Source organism: Pedobacter psychroterrae, assembly GCF_004331695.1.
GTDB classification, from domain to species: domain Bacteria; phylum Bacteroidota; class Bacteroidia; order Sphingobacteriales; family Sphingobacteriaceae; genus Pedobacter; species Pedobacter psychroterrae.
This window is the reverse complement of record NZ_SJSL01000001.1, coordinates 1,673,399-1,699,847: the sequence shown is the minus strand read 5'-3', so window position 1 is coordinate 1,699,847 and position 26,449 is coordinate 1,673,399. Positions and strand designations below refer to the sequence as shown.

Here is a 26,449-nt window from a genome sequence, read left to right as displayed (position 1 = left end):
GCGTTTTTCAAACTGCAACCGTATTAGCAAGAAACAAATCATATATGAAAAAGACACTCTTTGCCCTGCTTATCATCACTACAGGTCTTTACCTGTCATGCAAAAAAGACCAGAACGGCCCAACAGAATTTTACGGAACCTGGAAACTCACTGAAACGCTTGCCGATCCGGGCGATGGCAGCGGTAAATATATGAAAGTACAGGGCGCGACCAGATACATCACATTTGATCAATCCGGAAATGTCTCCGGTGAGGCAATGCCGGATATCACCAGCTATAAAGTTCTTGACAGCACGAGGATTGAAATTACCTCGAAAAATTATAGTCAAAAACTAGTTTACTGGTACAAACTGAGCCCAACGACTTTAGAAATCAATCCTCCCTGCATTGAAGGCTGTGGTTTTCGTTTTGTGAGGAAGTAATTACAAAAGGTATTCAAATTATAGAATAAAAGCCACGACATCCATCGTGGCTTTTATTATCAACTAAACCTAAACGTATAAATACTAACCAAATATTTACACTGCAAAAGTAAGGCTAGTGTATTAAGCCGTTGTTAAGTATCAGTTACTATAAAATATTTGTCGCAGAAAACTTAATATACAAGCTATGTTAATAATATGTACATTTAATGTTACCATAATATTAATTAATCTACACAGCTATGGGCCGTTTGCTAAAAATACTCGGAACATTATGTTTCCTTTTGCTAATAGGCAGGCAGTCGTATGGCCAGCAGCAATCATTCAATGCAAGCTTTGAATTTTATAATGACACATTCAACCTGCAGGTAGATTCTTCGATCATTGTGGACCGTTTGAGCGAACTCTCCGAAAAACATATCCAATCTTGCTATAATAAAGTCAACAATGGAAAATACCCGGCTATAGTAGATAGCCTGCTGGCTTATAAAAAGCAACACCAGCTGAATGATTGGCTCTACTATCAGCTGATCAGGAAAACAGCAGAGGCCATTAGTCCTAAAAAAGACAATTATGAACGCTATACTTTCTATAAATGGTTTCTACTGGGCAAATCAGGTTATGATGCAAGACTGACCATTGCCGACAACAGGATCATATTTTATGTTTATAATGATGAGGACATCTCCGACATTCCGTTTTTAATGTTTAAAAATAGAAAGTACATGTGTCTGAACCATCACGATTACGCTTTTGCCGATCTCAATAAGGTACCCCCAAGCAACATGATCAGCATGCCTGATGCCAAAAATGACTTTTCTTATAAAGTGACAAGAATGCCAGATTTTAAAGCTGAAAGCTATCTGGAAAAACTGATCACCTTTAACTATAAGCACAAGGCCTACCATTTCAATGTCAAAACAAACCCTGAAGTGGAAAGCATATTTAAAAATTACCCCGGCGTAGATTTTGAATATTACTTCAATATCCCGCTAAGTAAGGAAACATACGGATCACTCATCCCCCTGCTCAAAAAGAATGTACAGGGCATGAAGCAGAAAAAAGGCATTGATTACCTGATGCGTTTTACCCGTTATGCTTTCTTATATGAAAACGATGATGAGAATTTTGGCAGAGAAAAACGGCTTTCTCCGGAAGGAACTCTCTTCGCTAAATACAGTGACTGTGATGACAGGGCCGCATTGTTCTTCTACCTGGTAAAAGAAATTTATAACCTTCCCATGATTGCAATGTTATATCCAACTCATATCACTATGGCCGTCCAGTTTGACACACCGATAGGGCGTCCTATACTTTACAATGGCAAGGTCTATTCCGTATGCGAGCCTACCCCACAAAAAGAAAATCTTAACATAGGCCAGCTCTCTGCCAGCCTAAAAGACGCGTCATATAAGGTAGTGTATGCCTATGAACCGATAAAACTGTAGTCATCTGAATTCAGATGTTACTAATTGTAGACGAAGTTTGGATAATAATGCTGCTTGATATACAAAGTATCCTTGAAAGGAGATCCCCCGTTTGTATCCTCCAGTATAATTCTGGCTTCAACCAGCCATCTAGCCTGATCTGCCGGCTTCCCCGGATCCAGGTTGATACCTTTTACATAACCATCTTTTATCGGGGTGAGCGGGGCCATCAGGCAAGCAGCACAATTGCGGTACAATAACACCTGGCCTGCTGTAATAGAAGATTTATCCAAATAGAATGAAGTTCCTGTCATAGGTGCTTTAATGTATAGCTTGGAATCCAAACCTTGTTCTGTAAGACCGGCCCAAAAGATCCGGTAATTTCCAGATTTAAAAGTGGGCACTGAACCTTCAACGTCTGAACTTTCGATGTATAAATACTCACAATCGGAATTTGCCGGGCAAGTGGTCAGCATCTTGTCATCAATCCCTAGTCTTTCCATATCGTCTTTTTTGGTACAGGCCAACTGCATTAAGATAATGCCGGACATCAGCGATAGTTTGATAATTGTTCTTTTCATATTCATTAAGATAAGTTTCTAACCAATACGCTCCTGCTCAGCATTTCGCTACAGTACTGATGTTAAATTTACATTAACTTTCTGATTGCTTTCAAACGTAAGAGGCCTTGCTGCAAATGCAGCAAGGCCTCTTACGTTTATTAAAGAATTATGCTTACTTAACAGCTCCAGGAGTTGTGTAAGCCAATACTTGTGGGTTATAACTAGCCCAACCTGAAGTCCAGTCAGTTGTACCAAAAGCTCCTCTATAAGCTACTTTCTCAAAGAAAGTTGCAGAAACTTTTGCGTCAGTAAAGACAGCACCAGATGCTGCAGCAGAACCAGCTACTACAGTAAAATTAGGTGTTCCTTGTTTAGCAGCGGCAACTAGGTCCGGAGCAAACTTGTAAGCATCAGTAAGAACTGAACTTGCATAAGATGCAGGCGTGAATGTATTGTTAAGATTTAGTGCAGTTGTTAGTGCAGCCAATACTCCGGCTCCAGCTTTGATCTGGTTGCTTTTTGCATTGCTTCCCAATACAAGGTTGTTTGCAAAAACAGATCTTCCTGCAGTAAAGTTTGTAGAGGTAGAACCGGCAGTTGTAACCTTAGTATCATCAAAATAAATACCTTCAGAATAACCTGCTAATATTGAATTTAAAATACTGATTGAAGAATTACGACGGATCTGAGCAGCATGCTGATAGTTTGCATTGATGTTACCAGCTCCGGCTACATCATACGGTCCTAATACAGTTACGTTAGAAAATACTGCAGATGTTTGTGGAGCTTTATCAGATCCATCACCATCATTGTCAGACTCAAATCCGTTTGATCCAGAGAAATCGGCTAAAGTAGCAACACGCTGAGCTAAAGCAAACTGAACTTTACCAGAGTATCCGAAATCTGTATCGAAATCATCATCCCACGTTCCAACCGAAATTAGGTGCTTTGCATTTACAGTACCACCGAAGAATTCAAAGGCATCATCACCAGAACGATAAACCTGAACGTAATCAACTGTAGTACCTGAACCAACACTACCGAAAGTAACACCATTAATCTCATTATCCGGACCTAAAGCGATACCTGCAAATTCTACACGGATATACTTTAATGTACCTGAATTATCAGCATCATCTGTTCCACCGTGAAGCGCTTTATCAGTTGCATCAGCTATACCTTCAATTTTAACAGCGGTACCAACATTATTTTTTGCTTTTCCAAGCAATACCAGACCACCCCAATCTCCTTTTTCTCTTGCTCCAACAGGCTGGTTTGATGTGAATACGATTGGTTTATCAACCGTACCAACTGCTTCAATTTTAGCACCACGGGTGATAACTAATGATCCTTTTGTTGCTTTATCACCTTTAATAATGGTTCCTGCCTGGATGGTTAATGTGGCATTGCCTGTCACATAAACATTTCCCTTCAAAAGGTAAATCTTATCTGCAGACCAAGTGGTCGCAGTAGTGATATCACCAGTAACTGTTACCACGTTTTCTGTCGGTGGTGGATTTATAGTTCCTTCATCTGAAGGATCTTTTGAACAACTTGCAAAGAATACAAGTACACTTAACGCTGTTATTAATAATTGGTTTTTCATTTTCATTTTATTTGTTGTTTCAAAGGTTAAACCCCATTTTATTTATTACATCAAAGGTATTAAGCCTGGTTTAATTTAACATTACTACATCTTTAAGTATTCGTTAAGTCTAAACCTCCAGACTTAACGTTTGCTTAACATTAGAACGTGTAAGAGAAGGAAACTGAGTAATTACTTCCTAACTTATATCTGTTTATAGTCTCATCCTGACCGTTCGCCTCGTATTTTTCATTCATATCCATATCATAATAAAATGTAGTGTTGTTATTAAGGATATCCCCCGCATTGAATTTCAATTCTCCTTTTTTGTTGAGAACCTTCATGCCCAACTGCAGATCCACTACATTTCTAGGCGCTTCCCATATACTTGGAAATCTTGAGCCTCCGGCTGCCAATATTCTGCGTCCTACCCTATTGTATAAAACATTGAAATTCATTTTGTCATTTAAGAATGTATGCTGCAATCCTGCGTTAACGGTATAAGGTGCCTGACCTACCATCTGACGGCTGCTTTCAATGAAAGTAACTCCCGTATTTTCCGGGTTTGTCACCTTAGATTTGATCAGCGCCAGGTTAGCATATGCTGTAGTATTCTTCATGAAATCATTCTGAGCAATAAAATCAAGAGTTTTTCTTATTTCAAATTCCAATCCATATACTTCTGCCTTGTTAGAATTGAAATAGGTAATGGTCCTGGTAGAGTTGTAATCCTCATTTAAAGATTCAATTGCATTACTAAACTGTTTATAGAATGCAGAAACTGAGAATATCTGTCCGGCTGATGGATATAGTTCAAAACGCAAATCTGCATTATTAATCTGTGCCCGCTTCAAGTTAGGATTACCTTGCTGAAAAGCCAGCTGCTCATAGTCATAATACTGGAACGGCGCAAGTTCTCTAAATTCAGGACGTGCAAGTGTGCGGTAGTAAGATGCCCTTAAATTGATTTTCTCCGTCAGGCTATAAGTAAAGTTGGCTGATGGAAGAATATCCAGGTAATCTTGTTTTACCGGAGCATTCGCAGGGTCTAAAGTCTCTAGGTTTAGATTAAAGGATTCTGCTCTTACTCCCCAAACCACTCTTGCCTTCTCGCCTAATTTATTGTCTAACATGGCATAAGCTGAATTGGTCAGCGCATCGGCAGTGTAAATATCGCCGGAGTTAGGAATCTCACTTAATTTATAAATGCCTCTGTCAATTAAATCTTTTCCAAACAAAGTACTAAGTGGTCTCTGTCTTATGGCTTCAACATCTTCATTGTTAAATCCTAATTCCAATCCAAGAAACCGCACATCAAAACTACGATCACGATAAGATGAAGCCAGTCCCACTTTTAGTGTAGACTTTTGTTTAAACATATTTACAGGCAAAGAATAGTTTACTGCTCCATTGTAGCCGTTTTCATTGAGTTTAGAGAACAACCTGGTATTTTCTTTACCAATATTAAGTACGTTAGCAGTATATCCTATTTCAGGATTACCTAAATCAGTAACGTTCTTCGTGTAATTGATTTTTCGCTGATCAGGTTGGTCATTTAACACATTACTAAATCCAACTGACCAGTTGATTTTGGAATTAAGTGCTCCTAATTGGTGATTACCTTCAATTGTTGATTTAAACAGTGATTTCTGGATCACATCAAAGGCAAAGAATTTATTATCAGTACCATTGGAGTTGTTAATACCAGTTCTGCTCGTGTACATATCTTCATAGATCCTGTTGTAGATATTTTTAAAGGTAATTTTATTCTTACCTGCGGTATATGCAAAGTTTGCAAGTGCTCCTACGTTGGTAGAAAACTTATAAGTATCGTCGCTGTAGTCGTATTCGTAAAAGTCCCTTAAGGCATCACCATTTATGCTTTGAGAGTTGCGGTAAGTTAAAGACAATATCGCTCCAAGTTTCTTATCGCTTTCCTTGAATTCCTTAATTCTGCCTATGGTAAATTGGTAGTTTTGCGTTGGCAATGCAGAAGAATTGTATATAGACCAGTCCTGAGGAAGGGTCCTGATTGCCCTGATATTTTGTTCAGGAGTTAATCCTGCAGACAACCTGGTAGTTGAAGGGAAAGTCGACTTAAGTTTTCTATTCCCATTATCAAAGCCAAAATAATCGGTAGCATTTCTTGGTCCGCTGTAAAAGTCTTTGAAAGTAGAAACTGTATTATAACCTACACCTCCTCCAATTGAAATAAAGTTTTGTTCCGGAACATCTTTAGTCGTGATCTGAATAGCACCACCTGTAAAGTCACCTGGAAGGTCCGGAGTTGCTGTCTTGCTGATGATCAGGTTGTCTACCAAATTAGATGGAACAATATCAAAGGAGAATGCCTTACGGTTAGGCTCTGTACTTGGTAATGCAGAATTGTCAAGCATCGCGGTATTATACCTATCGCCTAAACCGCGGATCACCACAAATTTGTTATCCTGAATAGTTGCCCCGCTTACTCTTTTCAAAACATCTGAAGTGTTTCTGTCTGGCGAACGTTTAATTGCTTCAGAAGAGATACCATCAGAGATAGATGCACTATTTTTTTGCGTAGCATATAAGGCATTAACACTTTCCTTTTTAAAACTACCCTGTATAACTACCTCGCTCAGGCTTTGACCGCCGGCCTCATCCAATATGATATCGAATATAGTACTTTTTCCGTTGGTAACCTCTACATCGCTGATCTCCTTACCATTATATCCTACGTATTGAAAAATCAGCGTGTACTTACCTGCAGCTAATCCGGTCAATGAATATTTTCCGTCCACATCAGTGGCCATACCTCTGTTCGTATCTTTTATCTTAACCGTAACCCCGATCAGTGTTTCTCCTGATTTCTTATCAGATACCTTACCAGAAATTTTTCCTGTTTGTGCAAATAATGCTGTACCAATAATTACAAATAATGCGGTAATTAATGCCTTTTTAATGTTTAGTTGTGATTTCAATTTGCCGTGTATTAATTTCCAGCAAAGCTATTACCACAATGTTAATTACATGTTAGATGTGAATTACCATTTGTTTACCTCAATGTTAACTAAATGTTAAGTGGTGCTTAGATTAATATTTCAACCCGATTCTTTTACAGATGAAGTGCAATAACCAGATCGGGCCTATTAACAGGAACTTAATATCATCTAAAAATGAAGGCTTCTTTTTTTCTATCTTATGACCTATAAACTGCCCTATCCAGGCTATCACAAAGATAACCAGGCAAACAAGCCAGAATGCCGGACCGCCCGCAGCCTGCCAGTATTCCAACTGGACAATAAAATAACTCATCAAACTCACTACCCACAGCATCAAAAAGGACAATACAGGTGATAATGTAAAATAATAATACAGTGAAAAGGCAATCAGAAAGGATGCCCAGTTTAAAAAGCCATTATACCTGCCCAGGAAATCCATGTGTGGAAAAGGAATGGCCCAAACCAAACCCAATAAGCTAAATACGATCAGCGGAACACAGATCCAGTGAATAATTTCATTGGTATGATTTTGATGACTTTCTGCGTATTTGTCAAATAGCACATCCACTGGTCTTTTTGGTTCAGCTGGCTGTACATTCTTTTGCTGCTTCTTCATATTGGTTTTTTTACTACTGTAAAAGTATAAAAAAAAGCGATGGGTAATCCCACCGCTCTCTTTATTTTAAGCTTTAAAAGCCCTCATGCTACATGTTCCTGGTAGTCCAAAATGGAACACTATTTCGCAAAAGCAACAGACCTTGTTTCACGAATAACCGTTACTTTAATCTGTCCCGGATAGGTCATCTCTGTTTGTATCCTGTTTGAGATATCTGCAGCCAGCAATTCAGCCTGCTGATCAGTTACCCTTTCACTTTCTACTACCACCCTCAGTTCCCTACCAGCCTGTATCGCAAATGTTTTCTCTACACCAGGGTAAGAAAGCGCCAGTTCTTCCAGTTCCTTCAAACGCTTGATATAACTTTCTACCACTTCACGTCTTGCACCTGGGCGTGCGCCTGATATCGCATCACATGCCTGAATAATAGGCGAGATCATCGAGGTCATCTCAATCTCGTCATGGTGGGCACCAATGGCATTACAAATTTCTGGATGCTCTTTATACTTTTCAGCCAGCTGCATACCTAAAATTGCGTGTGGCAATTCCGGATTGTCATCAGGCACCTTACCTATGTCATGCAATAGTCCCGCACGTTTGGCCATCTTTGCATTTAAACCCAGTTCTGCAGCCATCGTAGCACAGAAATTCGCTACCTCACGCGAGTGATGTAATAAATTCTGTCCGTATGACGATCTGTAACGCATACGTCCTACCATCCTGATCAGTTCAGGGTGAAGTCCATGAATACCCAGATCTATCACAGTACGTTCACCGATCTCTACAATCTCGTCTTCTATCTGCTTCTTTGTCTTAGCTACCACCTCTTCAATACGCGCCGGGTGAATCCGTCCGTCTGTTACCAAACGGTGCAGGGCCAGACGGGCAATTTCTCTTCTTACCGGATCAAAGCCGGATAAAATGATTGCTTCAGGGGTATCATCTACGATGATCTCTATACCGGTAGCTGCTTCCAGGGCACGTATATTACGCCCTTCCCTACCAATTACACGGCCTTTGATCTCGTCACTCTCAATATGAAAAACAGATACTGTATTTTCTATGGCTGCCTCAACAGCAGTACGCTGTATCGTTTGGATCACCACCTTTTTTGCTTCTTTTGTGGCTGTAAGCCTGGCTTCGTCTACAATGTCCTTTACCTGGATCATCGCCTGCGTACGCGCTTCCTGTTTCATTGTTTCTACCAGCTGGCTTTTAGCTTCTTCAGCGCTAAGGCCTGCAATAGTCTCCAGCTGCTTTACGTGCTGGTTCTTTAACAAATCTACCTCTTCCTGCTTTTTTAAGGCAATTTCAGTTTGCTTTTCAAGATTTTTCTTTTGGTTTTCTACTTCCTGATCACGCCTGCTTGCATTTTCCATCTTCTGGTTTAAGGATTGCTCCTTTTGCTTCAGTGTGTTTTCTCTTTGGTTGATCTGATTGGTTTTGGTATTTACCTCTTGTTCATGCTCTGACTTCAGCTGCAAAAATTTCTCCTTTGCTTCCAGCATCCTGTCCTTTTTAAGGATTTCAGCATTGGTCTCTGCATCTTTAAGTATTTTCTTGGCTTTACTCTGAACTGCCATCTCCTGCTTTTTAAGCAGGCCGCGCAGCAGGTACCTGCCGACTACTAAACCGATAACCAGACCGGCTAATACATATCCTATTATTCCTAATATTCCCATTCTATTTATATATAAAAATTTGCACGAACCTATCGTTTCCAATGATGGATAAGCTCATGCATGCTATATCAACCATTTCAAAAAAAAACCGCAACTAACTTTATTAAGTCCCATGTTTCAAAACCTCAACGAGTTATAATTAGGATTTAAGTCATTTTCAGGTGCAAATAAATGCAGATGAAATACACCCTCTCAATCCTATAAATATTGAAGTGTTAAGTTTTAAAAAATCTGAAACTCAAAAACCTAGCTGCGGCTAATATCTTTGTTATTTTAAACTAAATTATAAAGAACGCTCCTATTTGGAGAAAAAATCATTTAATAAACTATCCAACTCTTCCACCTTCCCGGCTACTGCAGTATCCTGATTCTGGGCCTTATTCTCTACCCTCAAAACAGCTGTTGCGTAATGCAACACTGCCATAGAGAGCAGATCCTGTTTATCCCTGACCGCATAATTTTCCTGGTAGTCCTTTATGCGTTCATTAATAATCTTGGCTGCACGCCTTACAATTTCTTCTTCCTCAGTATTTACCTTTAAAGGGTAGATCCGGTCGGAAATAGTTATTTTTATCGAGATTTCTCCCATTTTTAGCTTTGTTTCACTTTATCTGTACCCCTTATTTCTTAAGTAATACAACACACTTATCTATTTCACGCACAAAATCGTTAATTTTTTGCTTTATATCAAGAGTCTTTTCACTAGTACCTTCAATACTTTTCGCAAGCTTCAAAACCCTCATCTTTTCTTCAAGGTCTGTGTTCTTGCTTTTTGATGCATCCAGCGCTACTTTTACTGATTCATTCTCAAGCTTTAACAGATCATTTTCTTCCTGTAAGGCGTTACATAACTCTATCAAACGAGCTGTTTTTTGCAATACTAAATTCAATTGATCGGCTACCGCAGACATTTTATATTTTTTACAATTTTAATTATTACTATACTATTTTCTAATCTCCGCCTTCGCTGTTTGTGCTAAGTTATGTATAATCTTTTGCATAACGGAATCAATTTGTTTATCCGTTAATGTTTGTTCATCATCCTGCAAGGTAAAGTTCAATGCATAAGACTTTTTACCTTCCGGCAATTTGTCTCCAATGTATACGTCAAACACCTGGACATTCCTGATCAGCTTCTTTTCTGACTTGAATGCAATGGTCTTCAGGTCATCAAAAGTGATGTTAGTATCTACCAGCATAGACAAATCTCTTCTTACTGAAGGATACTTTGGCACCTCTTTATTGATGATCTTGTTCTTTCTCACAATATCCAAAAGTAAGGCCCAGTCAAAATCTGCATAATAAACATCTTTGTCTATATCTGCCTTCTTTTTATCGGCCGCTGTTGCCGCTCCAAAAGTGACAATCGCTTTATCTCCTCTAAAATACTTAAGCCCGAATGCGAAATTCTCATCTTTCACTTCTTCAGACTGGTAATTGGTAATACCAAGACGGCCTATCACAGCATCAACTGCAGCTTTCAGATTGTAAAAGCTCACCTGGTTTGCCTTATGGTTCCATTGCTCTGACTGGCTGGCACCTGAAAACAAGATCAATAAACGCTGACGTTCTACATATTTTTCATTGATCAGGTGATATGTTTTACCAAATTCATAAAATTTGATATCGGCTGCCTTTCTGTTCAGGTTATAAGCCACGCTTTCCAGTGCGGGCGCCAACAGGTCCTGGCGCATTACATTCAGATCAGAACTAAGCGGGTTCAGGATCTGCACAGCTTCTTCCTGCTTTTTTGAATAAGTCCCTTTGGTCAGTGAATTGCACCAGATCTCCAGAAAGCCATTGGCAGTCAGCATATCCGCTATCACATGCTGCGTTTGTTCAGCATTCGGTTTGTTACTATAAGAAAGCGATGCATTGATCTTACTTGGGATGACGATGTTATTGTATCCATAGATCCTCAATACTTCTTCTGTTATATCACACTCGCGCGTTACATCAACTCTATAAGCCGGCACTTTTAAGTCCAGCGTTTCAGCTGTTTCCCCTACCACTTCTATGTCCAGCGCAGTGATGATCGATTTAATCTCCGCAGCCGGAATATCAGCCCCGATAAGATTGTTGATCCCCTTATAGCCTACCTTCACATCAAAAGGCGCAATGGGATTGGGATAAATATCAGAAACTGAAGAAGAAACCAGCCCTCCGGCAAGCTCCCTGATCAGCAATGCAGCACGTTTCAGTGCGATCACTGGCATTTCAGGATCTGTACCTCGCTCAAACCTGAACGAAGCATCCGTCTTCAAGCCATGTCTTTTAGACGTTTTACGTACCGAAACTGAGTTAAAATACGCACTTTCTAAAAAGATATTGGTAGTGGTTTCGGTGACACCAGAATTTTTTCCTCCAAATACGCCTGCTATACACATAGGTTTCTCTACATCACATATCATCAGGTCTTCCGAAGAAAGCTTTCTTTCCAGCCCATCAAGGGTTACAAATGGGGTTCCTTCCACACATTTCTTAACCAATACTTTTCCGCCGGCTATCTGATCTGCATCAAAAGCATGAAGGGGCTGGCCCAGGTCATGCAATACATAATTCGTAATGTCAACTATATTGTTGATTGGCTTGATGCCAATTACCTTTAATTTATCCTGCAACCAATCCGGAGATGCTTTTACTGTAACGCCGGTAATGGTCAGGCTGCTATATCTTGCACATGCATCAGTATCTTGCAGGGACACAGCTATTTTCAGGCTTTCATTGTCTATATTAAAACCGCTCAGGTCAGGCATCTCAATCCCTGTACGGAAATAAGCAGCCAGATCTCTCGCTACACCTAAATGTGAAGCCGCATCTGCCCTGTTTGGTGTCAAACCGATCTCAAATAGATAATCATCTTCCAGGTTAAAATATGTTTTGGCAGCGATGCCTGTAGCCGTATCTTCCGGCAATACCATGATCCCGTCATGCGACACACCCAGTCCGATCTCATCTTCTGCACAGATCATTCCTTCCGATACCTCTCCCCTTATTTTAGATTTACTGATCTTAAAAGGTTCACCTGCATTAGGGTATACTGTTGTACCTACTATAGCTACCACAACCTTTTGTCCCTGTGCCACATTGGGAGCACCACAAACGATCTGTAAAGCTTCAGCGCCCCCCACATCCACTGTAGTAACCCGTAACCTGTCGGCATTGGGGTGTTGAATGCAGGTTAAAACATGTCCGGTCATCAAGCCTTCCAATCCACCTGCTACCGCCTGTACCGTTTCCAGACTTTCTACTTCCAGTCCGATATTGGTAAGAATCAGTGAGAGTTCCTGCGGAGTTTTATCGGTTTGAATAAATTGCTTAAGCCAACTATAAGATATCTTCATGTGCTAATCGTCGTATAAAACGCAAAGATATAAAATAAAGCTATCTCAGTAAATGTTAAATTAAGCCTTCATCCCCAAAACTGAAGTACAGCCTGTTGGCAAAGATCAGGTGGTCCAGCACATTCAGGTCCAGTATCTTCCCGGCTTCAACCAGTCTTTTGGTAAGATTGATGTCTTCGTGACTGGGCTTCAAATTTCCAGAAGGGTGGTTGTGGGCAAGTATAACATATGCCGAATTGTGCTCCAGTGCCGTCTTAAAAATCACCTTCGGATCAGCTACTGTCCCTGCCAGTCCTCCTTTACTGATTAAATGTTTGCCAATAATGATATTGGCCCTGTTCAACATCAGTATCCAGAATTCCTCATGGTTCAAGTCTGCGAAAACAGGATACAAGGCATCAAAGGCATCTTTGGAGGCGGCAATTTTCACTGCCTTCTTGCTTTCTCCCTCTTTCCTTCGCCTGCCCAGCTCCAGTGCTGCTACAATAGAAATTGCTTTTGCTTCTCCTATGCCCCTGAATTTTGAAAGGTCCTGTACAGAAACTTTGCCCAGCAGATCCAGGTCATTATCGCACGAAGCCAGAATCCTTTTACTCAGGTCTACCGCAGTTTCGTCCCTGCTGCCTGATCCTATCAGGATGGCTATCAGTTCTGCATCGGTGAGATGCCTCCTCCCATTTAGCAACAATTTTTCACGGGGTCTGTCTGCTTCGGCCCAAAGTTTTATTCCCAGTTTTTGTTCGTATGGATTCATAAATATTCAGCAAAGTTTATCACAAAAAAAAACGGGATATGCTAATGCATATCCCGTTTTTAATGTTTTGTAAAGCTATACTTATTTTAAGCTATTAACAAACTTAGTTAATTTAGATTTGTTGTTAGCTGCTTTATTCTTATGAATAACACTCTTTTTGGCCAAACGATCCAGCATAGAAACTACTTTAGGAAGCAATTCTAATCCTGTTTTTTTATCTTCTGCAGCACGCAATCTTTTGATAAACGTACGAGTTGTTTTTGCCTGATACCTGTTACGTAAGCGTTTAGTTGCGTTAGCTCTAATTCTTTTTATTGAAGATTTATGATTTGCCATTTTTTATTGTTAAATATTTTTTGTTTTAGAGCACTGCTCTTTTTTTCTTCTATTTTTCGGACTGCAAATATATGACTAATGTTTTTAATTTACAAAATGATACGTGAAATATTTTTTTCTTTAGTAATCAGTCCATTATTTTTCAGGCACACCATAAAATGACATCAGCTGTTTAGCAGATTTTATCATCTCCTGATCAGTGAGCGGGCGATCGTAAATTAAAAACCTGGCCATTTCCCCTACAAAAGACTCTCTTCCCGGATGCTCTCTCGCATCTCTTTCCTGGCCAATAGCCATACGGGATGAATTTACTTTGGTGTTTACCGGGAAAGGATGCGTTGCAATAGGCGCAGCTCCATCATTTAGATATAATGACAGCATTACAGTATCTGTACCTTTCCCCATCCTACCCATAATAAGGTAATACTGGTCTTGTTTAAGTATTTTATTGGAGGTCACGTACGGATTGTTTTTATCCCATCTGCCAAAGGTAACTGCGTTTCTACTGCTCATCCAAAAGCTGTTGTCGTCTGCAAATCCACCCCAAAACCCCTCATTATTAGGCTGATTGCGCAGGTTGCCAAAAAAGCAGTTCACATCTTTTAATTCGCCTGGCTGCTTTCCCGGCTTCAGCACACAGAACCAGGTATAGCCACCACCCGTAATCAGGTGATCAAATGCATCCTCATCCATATTCAACAGCTCCTGTTGTTTAAACGCAATTGTATTGTGCCCTTTTAACGCGGCTACATTCTTTACCAGTTTCGGTCTGCCAGACCCCGGCACCTTGCGGCCCTCATCTCGGCGGGAAAAATCCTTAGCAACAAATGAGCTTACCTGGTTCTGCCATGTTTCTACCAGATCGCCTTCGCTTACAATGACTCCCTTATCTGGATTTAAGTCAAGAATTAACATTTTCTTATTAATATTTTGAGCATAAGCTGTGCTGATTAGCAGGCAACAAACTAATGCGAATAAATATCTGAGATTTATATTTTTCATGCTTTTAGGTATATTTGGTACAATAAGCTAGCAAACTATTACACTAGTATCTGCTTTTAAGCTAAAGATAACAAAAATCTGGGATTAATCACGTCGTCAGGCTTCGCTGTAGTAATACAATTTTAACAATTCTTCGTAAAATATCACGGCAACAATTTTATCAGACTGGTGTATGACAAAATACTGAGTCCAAGTTAAGTCCAGGTTAAGTCCAAGTCTAGTCCAACTATACCCGCAAAAAGTTGGACTAAAGGTGTATTGATACTATTTTACCATTGCATTCACTACGAATCCTTTTCGTACAATGTCCGAAGAATAATAGTAGGAAAATAGTGATCAGATAGAGATTTCTAAACCGTCTGTAGCACATGTGACATTAAGGTCAGCCAGTCGCTGTAGCATCTCCGTATCGAAGTGGGTCAATAATATTTTTCTGCAATTAAATTGCAGCAGTTTCGGTTCCAGTTCCATATAACTCATGTGTCCTTTTACTACTGTATCATAAAAATTGCACTCACAAATAAAGAGGTCAGCATCCACACTCAATGGAAATAGCACGTCGGTCCATGAGGTATCGCCAGAATAACAAATAATCTTGTCATTTAATTTTATTCTCAGTCCATGCGGAAGGGCTGCTTCTGAATGGATGACCGGATACGCCATAAGGCTAAGACCATCCACGTTCAGATCTTCAGCGGAAGTATATTCGATAAACGCTACATCCAATTTCGGCAGCACTACTGTGCCAGGGTAAAGGAGGTCAAGCAGTGCGCTGATGCGTTCTTTACCTCCCGGCGGACTAATAATATTAATTCGTTTTTTACGTCCTTTACTCATCGCGTCCAGCAAAAGGAAAGGGACACCTCCATAATGATCTCCATGAAAATGGCTAAGCACTATCGTGTCTATATGTTCGACTTCTATACCCCGCAGCTTTAAACCGGGCAAGCTGGTAGCTCCGCAATCAATTAGCAAACCGGTTTTTTCAGTTTTAATATAAAAGCAGGTATTGAGCCTGCCGCCACTGCCAAATGCATCACCGCATCCTATAACTGTTAACTTCATACCTGTAAAAATTAAATTCTTTCTATCAGTAACACCCAGTCATTCAAATCTGGTGCCTCAAAACTGCGCTTATCGTTTGAAACAGCACTACCGGCTTTAAAAATTCCAGACCTCGGATTGAACCATTAGCTAGGGCTAAAGCTAAGATACTAAAATCTATTATCAGATTTTGAGATCTGGACACCGATTTTTTCACACTAAAAAGTTAATTTTGCAAGAAAAAACTATGTCTATCACGTCAGAAGATGAACTTATAGGGATGCAACAGATCAGTCGGGTGGTCGCAGATACCTTACGACAGATGCGTGCGCATGTAAAACCGGGAATGTCGGCCAGGGAACTGGATGATTTTGGCGGTTCACTATTAGAAAGTCAGGGGGCAAAGTCGGCACCGAAGTTAACTTATGGCTTTCCGGGATGGACATGTATTAGTGTAAATCATGAAGTAGCGCACGGGATACCGAGCAGCACAAAAATATTTGAAGAAGGCGACTTGATCAACATCGATGTTTCTGCAGAGCTAAATGGTTTTTGGGCGGACAATGGTGGTTCATTTATTCTGGGAAGAGATCTACAAAACCTGCAACCGCTGGTAGAGGCCTCAAAAAGCATACTACGGAAGGCAATAGCACAGATAAAGGGTGGTGTAAAGATCTCTGAGATCGGCAAATTTATAGAGACAGAGGCCCGAAAATCTGGCTATAGGGTAATTAAAAACCTTGCCGGACATGGAGTGGGCCGTAGTTTGCATGAGGAGCCGCATGATATCCTAAACTGTTATGACAGATCCAACAATCAGCGTTTTAGAAAGAATACTACTGTTGCCATCGAAACTTTTATAGCTACGGACTCCATGTATGCAGACCAGCAGGCCGACGGCTGGACGCTTTTGGGAAACCGTGGCGGTTATGTAGCACAACATGAGCACACCATTATGATCACCGACGGTAAGCCGATGATCTTAACTGAAGCAAACGAAATTTATTAATAAGCTAAAACCGGGTATATAATGCCAGTTGTATAGCATGATTCATGGTGTACCGGCTGGCACCAGCAGATGTTTGGTTGAGGTACCCAGCTTCGAGATCCAGTTGTTTGCCAAAGCGGTATCCGGCAGCAATATAGGCACGGTTCTGATCGAATACTTTTGCTGCGTCTTCATTGTGAAGGTGTATAAAGGCTTCGTTTTGCAGGGCCAGAAAAGCGCCCTGGTCAAATTGTGCCTGTCCTTTCTTTAACGGTACAATGGCCCTGATGAAATACCTAAAACGCTGCGCAAAGAGGTCGTCCTGATTTCTTTCGATAAAACGCTGTTCGGTACGGAACCTGTGGCTGACACTGGCTTTACCTATTTTATGTTTATGAATGTATTGTTGCCAGATCCTGTGTTCCTTAATCTTATTATCGGCAGCACCATCATTTTGATTGAACGTTTCGTTTAAAAGGTAACCGAGTGTTACCTCATTTTTATTATTGAGATAATAGGTTACCCCCGGCCTGAACATGAAATTACGCAGGTAATCCCATTCATCGGCCGACCTGAACTGTACATCGAGGTGGGTACCCCATTTCTCGTTTATTTTAGTGGTATTCATCAGAAAAAGCCAGCCGCTGTTCTGATTTAAAGTTTGGGCAAGACCTGCTGTATTGAAGAGACAAAATAAGGTGAGTAGTGCAAATAAAATACGCATCGGATAAAGTTTTGTTTATGTGTGTCCGCTAAAATAAAAAAAAATTGAAAATTATTTTTAAAAGTAAAACCAGGAGCAGGTATGCTGATCATGAATTGGTATAATTTTTTGTTACTTTTGGGGGTATATATTCTGCCTTTTTATGAAAAAACGTATTGCCATATTTGCCTCAGGATCGGGATCTAATGCCCAGAAATTAATGGAACATTTTAAACGCAGCAACGATGTGGAAATTGCATTGGTGCTGACCAATAATCCTGATGCTTATGTATTGCAGCGCGCAGATAATTTTGAGATCCCTTCGCATATTTTTGACAGGCATGAGTTTTATCAGACGGACAATATCATTGACCTGTTAAAGAACCTGGAAGTAGACCTGATTGTACTGGCCGGCTTTTTATGGCTGATTCCTAAAAACCTGATTACTGAATATCCGGGACGTATAGTAAACATCCATCCTGCTATTTTGCCGAAATACGGTGGCAAGGGAATGTACGGGGATTTTGTACACCATGCTGTACTGGAGGCCGGGGAACCGGAAGGTGGAATTACCATACACTATGTCGATGAAAACTATGATGAAGGAGAGTACATTTATCAGGCTAAATACCGGATCGATAAAGGTGACAGCCTGGAAATGATCAAATTTAAAGGCCAGCAATTAGAACACCAGCATTACCCCCGAATTGTAGAAACTCTTATAAAAAAAATAAAAAAATAGTGTACTTTTGCGGCTCAAAATTTTTCTCTGATGAGTCAATCTATAAAGATCAAAAACGCCTTAATTTCAGTTTATTACAAGGATGGTTTAGCCCCTTTGGTGAGCCTGCTGGCAAAACAAGGGGTCCAATTGTTTTCTACCGGAGGTACGGAACAGTTTATTAAAGATTTAAATTTGCCGGTGACGGCAGTTGAAGACCTTACCGGTTACCCTTCAATTTTGGGAGGCAGGGTTAAAACTTTACATCCAAAAGTATTTGGTGGTATTCTGAACCGCAGGACCTTAGGTTCTGACCAGGAACAAATAGCCCAATATGAGATTCCCGAAATTGACCTGGTAATTGTAGACCTCTACCCTTTTGAAGAAACACTGAAAGCCGGTGGTACTGAAGAAGAGATCATTGAGAAAATAGACATTGGTGGTATCTCGCTAATAAGAGCTGCCGCTAAAAACTTTAATGATGTGGTAATCCTGGCATCTAAAGATGACTACGCCGCATTGCAGCAGCAACTGGAAGAACAAAATGGCGAAACTACACTGGCACAGCGTAAGGCTTATGCCAAACAGGCATTCCATACTTCTTCAAACTATGATACCGCAATATTCAATTATTTCAATACTGAAGAACCGATTGCTGTTTTTAAACAGAGCATTGGCAAGTCGCAAACACTAAGATACGGTGAAAACCCGCACCAGCAGGGTGTCTATTACGGGGACCTGGATGCTATGTTTACCAAACTTAACGGCAAAGAGCTTTCTTATAACAACCTGGTGGATGTAGATGCTGCAGTTGCCCTTATTGATGAATTTGAAGACCCTACTTTTGCTATATTAAAACATACAAACGCTTGTGGCGTAGCCAGTAAAAGCACCATTCTGGAAGCCTGGAATGTAGCCCTGGCCTGCGATCCGGTTTCGGCATTTGGCGGAGTGCTGATTGCCAACCGTGAGATTGACCTTGCTACCGCAACGGAGATCAACAAGCTATTTTTTGAAGTATTGATCGCTCCTTCTTACCAGCCTGAAGCGGTCGAATTGTTCAAGGCCAAGAAAAATAGGGTAATCCTACAGAGAAATGAGGTGGAGCTTAGCAAAAAGCAGTTTAAAACCTTGCTGAACGGTGTAATTGAGCAGGATAAAGACCTAATAATCGAAGGGCCGGACCAAATGAAACCTGTGACTGATAAAGCACCGACTGATCAGGAATTAAAAGACCTGCATTTTGCCAATAAAATTGTAAAACATACCAAATCAAATACGATTGTTTTTGTTAAAGACGATCAATTATTGTCGAGCGGTGTAGGCCAGACCTCAAGAGTAGATGCTTTGAAGCAGGCAATTGTGAAAGCAGAAGCGTTTAATTTTGATCTGAAGGGTTCTGTGATGGCTTCGGATGCATTTTTTCCTTTCCCGGATTGTGTGGAAATAGCGGCTGAAGCAGGTATTACGGCAGTTTTACAGCCGGGTGGTTCTATCAAAGATGCAGATTCTATAAACATGGCCAATGAAAAGGGAATTGCGATGGTTACTACAGGCATCAGGCATTTTAAACACTAATTTATTTGTCAGCGAATACAATAAAAAGACGTAGTTTTACATTACTATTAGTACACAGAATTATTAATACTTAACTAACACCTATAGATGGGTCTATTTAATTGGTTTACACAAGAGGTTGCAATCGATTTAGGTACTGCAAACACCTTGATTATACATAATGACAAAGTAGTAGTTGATGAACCGTCGATTGTTGCTTTTGACAGGCAGACAAACAAAATCATAGCAATAGGCAGGCAGGCCATGCAAATGGAAGGGAAGACGCATGACAATATCCGAACGGTAAGACCACTTAAAGACGGTGTTATCGCCGACTTTAATGCAGCTGAAGCCATGATAAAAGGCATGATCAGAATGCTGAACGGTGGCAAGGGATGGATGTTCCCTTCATTAAGAATGGTGATCTGCATTCCTTCCGGAATTACTGAAGTAGAAAAACGTGCAGTTCGTGACTCTGCAGAAATAGCCGGAGCAAAGGAAGTTTACCTGATCCATGAGCCAATGGCTGCTGCGGTGGGTATTGGGATTGATGTGGAAGAGCCAATGGGAAACATGATCATCGATATAGGTGGCGGTACTACCGAGATTGCTGTTATTGCATTGTCAGGTATTGTTTGCGACCAAAGTATCCGCGTGGCCGGAGATAATTTCGATTCTGATATAGTAAACTACATCCGCCGCCAGCACAACATCATGATTGGCGACCGTACTGCTGAAAAGATCAAAATTGAAGTGGGTGCGGCTTTACCGGAATTAAGTGATCCACCTCCAGACTTTGCCGTTCAGGGACGTGACCTGATGACAGGTGTGCCTAAACAGATTACGGTATCTTATACAGAAATTGCGCATTGCCTGGATAAATCTATTTCTAAGATAGAAGAGGCCATATTAAAAGCGCTGGAGATCACTCCACCAGAGCTTTCTGCAGATATCTACCAGACTGGCATATACCTGACAGGTGGTGGTGCTCTGTTACGTGGTCTAGACAAACGTGTGGCTGCTAAGACTAAATTACCTGTTCACGTGGCTGAGGACCCACTTCGTGCAGTAGTACGTGGTACAGGTATCGCTCTGAAAAATATTGGAGGTTTTAAATTTTTAATGCAATAAAAGAGTTTTAGGTTTTAAGTAATAAGTTTTAAGTACCTGGTGGTTAATCCAGGATTTCAAAAACCTATCACTTAAAACTTTTCACTTAAAACTTAAAATATATGCGTAACCTTTGGATTTTCATAAGCAGATATAACGCATTTTTTTTCTTTATCATTTTTTTTACTGCCGGTATTATCCTTACTGTAAGGAACAATATTTACCAACGGAGTGTCACCTTTAATTCTACCAATCAGGTAGTGGGCGATGTTTATAAAAACCTGAATGTATTGAAAAAGTACATCAATCTGGGGGCTGTAAATGATAGCCTTGCAGCAGAAAACGCAAAACTTAAGACTGAGATACTCTCTATCAAAAACATTGACACCACTAAAGAGACCGTAGTAAAGGACAGCGCAGGCATTCCTCAGTACACCTACCTGCCTGCGAGGGTAATTAAAAATTCAATTACTAACCGCAATAACTTTATTACGATCAACAAAGGTAAGGCTGACGGACTTTCCGCAGGGATGCCGGTTATTTCTCCGATAAAAGGTGTGGTGGGATATATACAGGATGTTTCTGAACATTTGGCGACCATCAGGTCATTACTGCACAAAGAAACTTACATCAGTGTGAGCATCAAAAAAAACAATGCTGTCGGATCACTCATTTGGGGGGAAGGAAATTTTGACTACAGAAAAGCCCAGATAAAAGATATACCCAATCATTTTAAACTGTCGCTTAAAGATACCGTAATCACCTCCGGATTTTCGTCATTTCCACAGGGCGTGTTGGTGGGTACAGTGAGTAATACAGGAATTTCAGCCGGAGAGAATTTTAAAACGATAGAAATTAACCTTTTTAACGATTTCAGTACTTTGCAGTATGTTTACGTGATTAAAGATAAATATGCACAGGAACAAAAGGAGCTAGAAGCAAAATTGACAAATGAACAGTAGGTTAATCATAGCAAATATAATCAGGTGGTTAATACTGCTGTTGTTTCAGATCCTTATTTTGAGAAATATGAGTTTTTACAATATGGCGACCCCATTTGTGTATGTATTGTTTCTGCTGCTACTGCCTTTTGGTATACCCAACATATTGCTTTATCTGATCGCCTTCGGCACGGGACTGACACTGGATTCATTTTATGACACATTAGGAGTTCATACCTCAGCCTGCGTTGCACTGGCATTTGTGAGGATACTGTTTATATCGGTAACCGTAAGGGACGGATCTGATGAGCCTGAACCTACGCTTGGCAATATGGGGTTCAAATGGTTTCTTTTATATGCTGTTTTATGTATCTTTTCTCATCATATTACCTTGTTCTTTTTAGAGACTTTCCGGCTGACGGAAATAAATTACACGCTTTTAAGATGCGCACTGAGTAGTATATTGACTTTATTTGTCGTTATATTGATAGAGTTTGTATTTTACAACAGGAAAGTGCGCTAATGGACAATCTGTTTAACCGAAAATATATTGTACAGGGATTATTTATACTGATCTCCCTTATTTTATTAGGGACGCTGTTTTACATACAGGTATTTAGTGACAAGTATTTCCTTTCAGCCAAATTCAACGTACTTAGAAGAATCTATACTTTTCCGGCCAGAGGGGTTATTTTGGACAGGAATGAAAAGATACTGGTTCAAAATGAGCCTGTGTATGACCTGATGGTCATCCCAAATGAGGTGAAACCATTTGACACGATAGCACTTTGCGACATCATTGGGATTGATACTGTCAGATTTCACAAAAATTTCAGGAAGGCTGTCAATCAGTCGAGGTTTCAGCCTAACATTTTAGAGAAGCAACTTTCAGTTAATATCTATCAGACTTTATCAGAGCAACTTTCGCGCTTTCCAGGTTTCTTTGTTCAAAGCAGGACAATTAGACAATATCCGGACAGTATAGCCGGGCATTTCGTGGGCTACATAAAGGAAGTTACGAAAAAGGACATTGAACGCTCGGAAGGGTATTACCGTTCAGGTGATTACAAAGGTAAGTCCGGAGTTGAACTTGCTTACGAAAAGGAACTGCGGGGCGAACGGGGTGTGGTCAATATGATGTATGATGCCAAGAACGTTCCAAAGGGTAGTTATGCTGAAGGAAAATTTGATACGGCTGCTGTTTCAGGAGAGCAGCTGATTTCTTCCCTTGACATTAGGATCCAGAAAATGGGTGAAGAACTAATGAAGAACAAGATTGGAAGTATCGTAGCGATTGAACCTGCTACAGGGGAGATTCTTGCGTTTGTGAGCAGTCCTGGTTACGACCCCAATTTAATGGTTGGAAGGCAACAGGGAAATAACTATATGGAACTCCTCAAAAACCCCAACAGGGTTTTTAATATCCGGCCTATCATGGGTTACTATTCACCCGGATCTGCCTTTAAGCCTTTGGATGCATTGATTGGATTACAGGAAGGTGTGATAGACCCAAACACTACTTTCTTTTGTCCTCATTACTATAAGGCCGGGAACCTGAAGGTGAAATGTGAGCATTATGATGGAGACATTGCTTTGAGACTGGGGCTTGCCAGGTCGTGCAACACCTATGCCTGTTATGTTTTTCAGAAACTAATCACACAACGAAAATATAAAAACCAGAGAATAGCCTACGACGCATGGCAAAAGAAAGTGAAGCTTTGGGGTCTGGGAGACACACTGGGGGTGGACTTGCCGGGCGAACGGACCGGCCGGTTGTATGACGCTGCCTGGTATTCTGAAAAATACAAACAAAGAAAATGGGGTTATACTAATGTGATCTCTTTGGCTATAGGACAAGGGGAAATGGATGCTACGCCGCTGCAAATGGCAAATATAATGGCCGCAATTGCTAACCGGGGCTATTATATCAAACCCCACCTTGTAAAGTCTATTGGCAAGAACCATGTGATCAGTAAAGAATATGTTAAAAAGAATTATGTAGGGGTAGATACCCGTCATTTTAACCCGGTCATAGATGGTATGCAGGATGCCGTAAATGCACCATGGGGAACTGCAATAGAATCAAGAATAGACGGCATAGTCATGTGCGGTAAGACTGGTACGGTACAGAATCCCAGAGGAAAAAACCACTCCGTATTTATCGGCTTTGCGCCAAGGGACAATCCGAAAATAGCGATAGCCGTAATTGTGGAAAATGCAGGATATGGGGGCTCATACGCAGCTCCAATTGCCAGTTACCTCACCGAGAAATACCTGAAAGACAGTATTACATCGAAAGCAAGATTGGCCCAGGTAGAATGGATGAAAAACCAGGTGATACTACCCCTTCCTCCAAAACCAAAGATAAAAGCAAAGGTTATATCCGGTGATTCAACCGCTAAAGATTCTACTGAGAAAAAGGTTTTGCCCAGACCAAATAATATTAGACAAACGATCAGCACCAAATAATGATTAACCAGCAAAGTAACAGGTTCTTTTTTAATGTAGACTGGATCACCATCCTGGTATATGTTGCATTGTGTATTGTTGGCTTTGTAAACATTTATGCTTCTGTGTTTAATGTGTCGGACACCTCGTTCAATTTCTCAAGCAATTATGGGAAACAACTGATCTATATAGTCGCTGGTCTGGTATTGGGATTTTCTATATTATTACTGGAAGCCAAATTCTTTAGCGTATTTTCTCCAATTGTATATGGAGTTACGATAATTTTGCTGATAGTGGTACTGATCGTAGGAAGAAACGTAGGTGGTAATCAGGCCTGGATCTCATTGGGAGGGGGATTTAGGTTGCAACCCTCTGAATTTGCAAAATTTGGCACTGCCCTTTTACTGGCCAGATATATTGGCAATTTCAACCCCAAATTCAGAGATTTTAAATCAATCGCCATAGCCGGTCTGATCATGCTGATTCCACTGACATTGATCATGCTTCAGCCAGATGCCGGTTCTGCCCTGGTTTTCCTGTCATTCATGTTTCCTATGTACAGAGAAGGATTGTCGGGCTATTTCCTGCTCATCTTTTTAGGGATGATCGTCTTGTTTATAGCAGATTTCCTGGTTCCTATCCAAATTCTGATCCCCATAATACTCAGCATAGGGGGCTTTTTTGTTTATCAGAACCGAAGAAAGCAAAAGCTGATGTTTTCAGCTGTTTTAGTTACGGCTGTAGCCATAGCCTACCTTTTTTTAGTGAAAGTAGCCTATGAAAAAGTCTTGAAGCCGCATCAGCGCACTAGGATAGAGTTGATATTGGGTTTAAAAATGGACCCTAAAGGAGTTGGCTATAATGTAATCCAATCTAAAATAGCAATAGGATCAGGCCAACTAACAGGTCGTGGCTTCCTGGAAGGTACGCAAACGAAATATGGGTATGTACCCGCACAAAGTACCGATTTTATATTCTCTACAATAGGCGAAGAATGGGGCTTTGCTGGCTGTACAATAGTAATAGGCCTCTACCTCTTTCTGCTACTGAGATTGATTAACCTGGCTGAACGGCAACGTTCAACATTTTCAAGAGTATACGGATACTGTGTAGCCTGCATCCTCTTTTTCCACGTGTTCATTAACATCGGTATGGCCATAGGAATTGTACCTGTCATTGGCATACCATTACCCTTTATTAGTTATGGCGGGTCATCATTATGGAGCTTTACCATATTGCTGTTTATATTCCTGAAATTGGATTCAAACAGGATGGGATTTATTTAGTCTTCCGGAAAACGTTGTTTTAGCAATTCATAAAACTGGCTAACGGTAGACTGCTTCACTTCCCAATTATTTTTTATAGCATAGTTATTCTTCAGAAATGTATCAGCTGTTTGCAAATCAGGCATCTTGTTGATCAGGTCTATTGCTTCAGAATAAGCGAGGTTATACCCATTGAACAAATCCTTAATGTAAAGCAGTTTTTCATTGAGCGTAATGGCTCTTTTAAGATCTGTAATAGGAGGTTTGGCATTTTCTTCAGCCAGATTATTGGAATTGTTCTTTCCGGCAAGCAAATCATTTAAAGTAGGCCGCTGTGGAGAAGTAAATGTATTTGCAGCTGTTGGGGTAAATACAGGCTCAGGAGCCTCAGTTAATCTCTGCTTTTCTGCAATAATGAGTTCTTCCTCTTTGCTCAGGGTTCTGTCAAACATATCCACTACTGATTTCTCTTCGAAATCAAATCTATCGGTGGGAGGGTTTTCATTAATTACGAACTCAAAGGCAGGTGGTAAATCATCCTGGTGTAGTTCTTCCCGCTCTATCTCTTCGATCAGCAAATTATCGTTGCTTTGTAACGCTTGCAAGGGTTGTTCCAGCTGTAGGGGTTGTTCCTGATGTATAATTTCTTCCTGCTGTATTGGTTGTATAATATCGTCTTTTGATATTTCAACATGCTGAGGAAGTTCTTTTGTCGTTTTACTGTTATTAAGCTTTCTTACAATCTCCACATGATCGGAAAGAAAGTTTGCGTTCGCAAGAAAAAGTTCCAGCTCCAGTTCACTAAGTTGTTCAGGATTTTCAGACAAAAATTGATACTGATCCTGAAGCTCATTTAAAATGTATCCTATTTTTTTGAAGATATTGCTTTGATTGATCATAGCTTAATAACGAAAGAATTAAGGTTTTATGTTGGTAACTTGAAACCCAAAAGTACTACAA

At 40.4% G+C, this 26,449-nt stretch carries 24 protein-coding genes and 1 pseudogene; 10 read left to right on the top strand and 15 right to left on the bottom strand.

Annotation, left to right across the window (positions count from 1 at the left end):
• Nucleotides 1-44: 44 nt before the first annotated feature.
• Both EZ437_RS07505 and EZ437_RS07500 read left to right on the top strand, forming a co-directional pair.
• Nucleotides 45-422 (top strand): hypothetical protein, encoded by a 378-nt coding sequence (locus EZ437_RS07505; protein ID WP_131594738.1) that lies wholly within the window; start codon nt 45-47, stop codon nt 420-422.
• Between the two features lie 242 nt (nt 423-664).
• A complete protein-coding gene (locus tag EZ437_RS07500) occupies nt 665-1,870 on the top strand; it encodes a hypothetical protein (RefSeq protein ID WP_131594736.1) in 1,206 nt (401 codons plus the stop codon).
• A 20-nt stretch (nt 1,871-1,890) separates the two neighbouring features.
• Here EZ437_RS07500 and EZ437_RS07495 read toward each other — a convergent pair whose 3' ends face one another.
• The 13 genes and pseudogenes from EZ437_RS07495 to EZ437_RS22040 all read right to left on the bottom strand — a co-directional run.
• Nucleotides 1,891-2,430 carry a hypothetical protein gene (locus EZ437_RS07495; RefSeq protein ID WP_131594734.1) on the bottom strand — a complete coding sequence of 180 codons (540 nt, stop codon included), beginning with the start codon at nt 2,428-2,430 and terminating at the stop codon, nt 1,891-1,893.
• A 154-nt stretch (nt 2,431-2,584) separates the two neighbouring features.
• Nucleotides 2,585-4,024 (bottom strand): hypothetical protein, encoded by a 1,440-nt coding sequence (locus EZ437_RS07490; RefSeq protein ID WP_225869519.1) that lies wholly within the window; start codon nt 4,022-4,024, stop codon nt 2,585-2,587.
• 134 nt (nt 4,025-4,158) lie between these two features.
• Nucleotides 4,159-6,957: a TonB-dependent receptor gene (locus EZ437_RS07485; RefSeq protein WP_131594730.1), complete on the bottom strand. Its 2,799-nt coding sequence runs from the start codon at nt 6,955-6,957 to the stop codon at nt 4,159-4,161.
• A 112-nt stretch (nt 6,958-7,069) separates the two neighbouring features.
• Nucleotides 7,070-7,594 (bottom strand): Mpo1 family 2-hydroxy fatty acid dioxygenase, encoded by a 525-nt coding sequence (locus EZ437_RS07480; protein ID WP_131594728.1) that lies wholly within the window; start codon nt 7,592-7,594, stop codon nt 7,070-7,072.
• Between the two features lie 119 nt (nt 7,595-7,713).
• A complete protein-coding gene (gene rny / locus EZ437_RS07475) occupies nt 7,714-9,276 on the bottom strand; it encodes a ribonuclease Y (RefSeq protein ID WP_131594726.1) in 1,563 nt (520 codons plus the stop codon).
• A 298-nt stretch (nt 9,277-9,574) separates the two neighbouring features.
• On the bottom strand, nt 9,575-9,865 hold the full coding sequence (locus tag EZ437_RS07470) for a cell division protein ZapA (protein ID WP_131594724.1): 291 nt from the start codon (nt 9,863-9,865) through the stop codon (nt 9,575-9,577).
• 31 nt (nt 9,866-9,896) lie between these two features.
• Nucleotides 9,897-10,187 carry a hypothetical protein gene (locus tag EZ437_RS07465; RefSeq protein ID WP_131594722.1) on the bottom strand — a complete coding sequence of 97 codons (291 nt, stop codon included), beginning with the start codon at nt 10,185-10,187 and terminating at the stop codon, nt 9,897-9,899.
• 33 nt (nt 10,188-10,220) lie between these two features.
• Nucleotides 10,221-12,620 carry a phenylalanine--tRNA ligase subunit beta gene (gene pheT, locus EZ437_RS07460; RefSeq protein WP_131594720.1) on the bottom strand — a complete coding sequence of 800 codons (2,400 nt, stop codon included), beginning with the start codon at nt 12,618-12,620 and terminating at the stop codon, nt 10,221-10,223.
• Nucleotides 12,621-12,675: 55 nt separating this feature from the next.
• Complete coding sequence (radC, locus tag EZ437_RS07455) at nt 12,676-13,374, bottom strand: RadC family protein (RefSeq protein WP_131594718.1); 699 nt, start codon at nt 13,372-13,374, stop codon at nt 12,676-12,678.
• Between the two features lie 81 nt (nt 13,375-13,455).
• Nucleotides 13,456-13,710 carry a 30S ribosomal protein S20 gene (gene rpsT / locus EZ437_RS07450; protein ID WP_131594716.1) on the bottom strand — a complete coding sequence of 85 codons (255 nt, stop codon included), beginning with the start codon at nt 13,708-13,710 and terminating at the stop codon, nt 13,456-13,458.
• A gap of 135 nt (nt 13,711-13,845) precedes the next feature.
• The gene (locus EZ437_RS07445) at nt 13,846-14,712 is read right to left on the bottom strand and encodes a LamG-like jellyroll fold domain-containing protein (protein ID WP_131594714.1); all 867 of its coding nucleotides are present in this window, start codon (nt 14,710-14,712) and stop codon (nt 13,846-13,848) included.
• A gap of 336 nt (nt 14,713-15,048) precedes the next feature.
• Nucleotides 15,049-15,777, bottom strand: coding sequence for an MBL fold metallo-hydrolase (locus EZ437_RS07440; RefSeq protein WP_131594712.1), 729 nt, complete (start codon nt 15,775-15,777; stop codon nt 15,049-15,051).
• Between the two features lie 11 nt (nt 15,778-15,788).
• Nucleotides 15,789-15,890, bottom strand: a pseudogene (locus EZ437_RS22040) (hypothetical protein); the annotation flags it as partial.
• A gap of 113 nt (nt 15,891-16,003) precedes the next feature.
• Here EZ437_RS22040 and map point away from each other — a divergent pair.
• Nucleotides 16,004-16,765: a type I methionyl aminopeptidase gene (gene map, locus EZ437_RS07435; protein WP_131595229.1), complete on the top strand. Its 762-nt coding sequence runs from the start codon at nt 16,004-16,006 to the stop codon at nt 16,763-16,765.
• A gap of 4 nt (nt 16,766-16,769) precedes the next feature.
• Here the strand turns inward: map and EZ437_RS07430 are convergent, their stop codons facing one another.
• Entirely contained in the window at nt 16,770-17,468 is a 699-nt protein-coding gene (locus EZ437_RS07430) for a DUF2490 domain-containing protein (RefSeq protein ID WP_131594710.1), read from the bottom strand.
• Between the two features lie 142 nt (nt 17,469-17,610).
• On the opposite strand from EZ437_RS07430, the gene purN reads away from it, so the two are divergent.
• The 7 genes from purN (at nt 17,611) to rodA (ending at nt 25,510) form a co-directional block, all read left to right on the top strand.
• Nucleotides 17,611-18,189 carry a phosphoribosylglycinamide formyltransferase gene (purN, locus tag EZ437_RS07425; RefSeq protein WP_131594708.1) on the top strand — a complete coding sequence of 193 codons (579 nt, stop codon included), beginning with the start codon at nt 17,611-17,613 and terminating at the stop codon, nt 18,187-18,189.
• Between the two features lie 30 nt (nt 18,190-18,219).
• Nucleotides 18,220-19,746, top strand: coding sequence for a bifunctional phosphoribosylaminoimidazolecarboxamide formyltransferase/IMP cyclohydrolase (gene purH, locus EZ437_RS07420; protein WP_131594706.1), 1,527 nt, complete (start codon nt 18,220-18,222; stop codon nt 19,744-19,746).
• An 87-nt stretch (nt 19,747-19,833) separates the two neighbouring features.
• Nucleotides 19,834-20,856, top strand: coding sequence for a rod shape-determining protein (locus EZ437_RS07415; RefSeq protein ID WP_131594704.1), 1,023 nt, complete (start codon nt 19,834-19,836; stop codon nt 20,854-20,856).
• Between the two features lie 101 nt (nt 20,857-20,957).
• Entirely contained in the window at nt 20,958-21,797 is an 840-nt protein-coding gene (mreC, locus tag EZ437_RS07410) for a rod shape-determining protein MreC (protein WP_131594702.1), read from the top strand.
• Complete coding sequence (locus tag EZ437_RS07405; protein ID WP_131594700.1) at nt 21,787-22,299, top strand: rod shape-determining protein MreD; 513 nt, start codon at nt 21,787-21,789, stop codon at nt 22,297-22,299. Before mreC ends, EZ437_RS07405 begins: the two co-directional genes overlap by 11 nt.
• Complete coding sequence (mrdA, locus tag EZ437_RS07400) at nt 22,299-24,245, top strand: penicillin-binding protein 2 (protein ID WP_131594698.1); 1,947 nt, start codon at nt 22,299-22,301, stop codon at nt 24,243-24,245. The genes EZ437_RS07405 and mrdA overlap by 1 nt, the downstream gene beginning before the upstream one ends.
• Nucleotides 24,245-25,510, top strand: a complete 1,266-nt coding sequence (gene rodA / locus EZ437_RS07395) for a rod shape-determining protein RodA (RefSeq protein WP_131594696.1) — start codon at nt 24,245-24,247, stop codon at nt 25,508-25,510. Before mrdA ends, rodA begins: the two co-directional genes overlap by 1 nt.
• Here the strand turns inward: rodA and EZ437_RS07390 are convergent.
• Entirely contained in the window at nt 25,507-26,388 is an 882-nt protein-coding gene (locus EZ437_RS07390) for a hypothetical protein (protein ID WP_131594694.1), read from the bottom strand. The two genes, rodA and EZ437_RS07390, sit on opposite strands and share 4 nt — an antisense overlap.
• Between the last annotated feature and the right edge of the window lie 61 nt (nt 26,389-26,449).

Coding starts and splice junctions, on each gene's coding strand:
- EZ437_RS07505 (WP_131594738.1), top strand. CDS start 45: ATGAAAAAGACACTCTTTGCCCTGCTTATCATCACTACAGGTCTTTAC.
- EZ437_RS07500 (WP_131594736.1), top strand. CDS start 665: ATGGGCCGTTTGCTAAAAATACTCGGAACATTATGTTTCCTTTTGCTA.
- EZ437_RS07495 (WP_131594734.1), bottom strand. CDS start 2,430: ATGAAAAGAACAATTATCAAACTATCGCTGATGTCCGGCATTATCTTA.
- EZ437_RS07490 (WP_225869519.1), bottom strand. CDS start 4,024: ATGAAAATGAAAAACCAATTATTAATAACAGCGTTAAGTGTACTTGTA.
- EZ437_RS07480 (WP_131594728.1), bottom strand. CDS start 7,594: ATGAAGAAGCAGCAAAAGAATGTACAGCCAGCTGAACCAAAAAGACCA.
- rny (WP_131594726.1), bottom strand. CDS start 9,276: ATGGGAATATTAGGAATAATAGGATATGTATTAGCCGGTCTGGTTATC.
- EZ437_RS07470 (WP_131594724.1), bottom strand. CDS start 9,865: ATGGGAGAAATCTCGATAAAAATAACTATTTCCGACCGGATCTACCCT.
- EZ437_RS07465 (WP_131594722.1), bottom strand. CDS start 10,187: ATGTCTGCGGTAGCCGATCAATTGAATTTAGTATTGCAAAAAACAGCT.
- pheT (WP_131594720.1), bottom strand. CDS start 12,620: ATGAAGATATCTTATAGTTGGCTTAAGCAATTTATTCAAACCGATAAA.
- radC (WP_131594718.1), bottom strand. CDS start 13,374: ATGAATCCATACGAACAAAAACTGGGAATAAAACTTTGGGCCGAAGCA.
- rpsT (WP_131594716.1), bottom strand. CDS start 13,710: ATGGCAAATCATAAATCTTCAATAAAAAGAATTAGAGCTAACGCAACT.
- EZ437_RS07445 (WP_131594714.1), bottom strand. CDS start 14,712: ATGAAAAATATAAATCTCAGATATTTATTCGCATTAGTTTGTTGCCTG.
- EZ437_RS07440 (WP_131594712.1), bottom strand. CDS start 15,777: ATGAAGTTAACAGTTATAGGATGCGGTGATGCATTTGGCAGTGGCGGC.
- map (WP_131595229.1), top strand. CDS start 16,004: ATGTCTATCACGTCAGAAGATGAACTTATAGGGATGCAACAGATCAGT.
- EZ437_RS07430 (WP_131594710.1), bottom strand. CDS start 17,468: ATGCGTATTTTATTTGCACTACTCACCTTATTTTGTCTCTTCAATACA.
- purN (WP_131594708.1), top strand. CDS start 17,611: ATGAAAAAACGTATTGCCATATTTGCCTCAGGATCGGGATCTAATGCC.
- purH (WP_131594706.1), top strand. CDS start 18,220: ATGAGTCAATCTATAAAGATCAAAAACGCCTTAATTTCAGTTTATTAC.
- EZ437_RS07415 (WP_131594704.1), top strand. CDS start 19,834: ATGGGTCTATTTAATTGGTTTACACAAGAGGTTGCAATCGATTTAGGT.
- mreC (WP_131594702.1), top strand. CDS start 20,958: ATGCGTAACCTTTGGATTTTCATAAGCAGATATAACGCATTTTTTTTC.
- EZ437_RS07405 (WP_131594700.1), top strand. CDS start 21,787: ATGAACAGTAGGTTAATCATAGCAAATATAATCAGGTGGTTAATACTG.
- mrdA (WP_131594698.1), top strand. CDS start 22,299: ATGGACAATCTGTTTAACCGAAAATATATTGTACAGGGATTATTTATA.
- rodA (WP_131594696.1), top strand. CDS start 24,245: ATGATTAACCAGCAAAGTAACAGGTTCTTTTTTAATGTAGACTGGATC.
- EZ437_RS07390 (WP_131594694.1), bottom strand. CDS start 26,388: ATGATCAATCAAAGCAATATCTTCAAAAAAATAGGATACATTTTAAAT.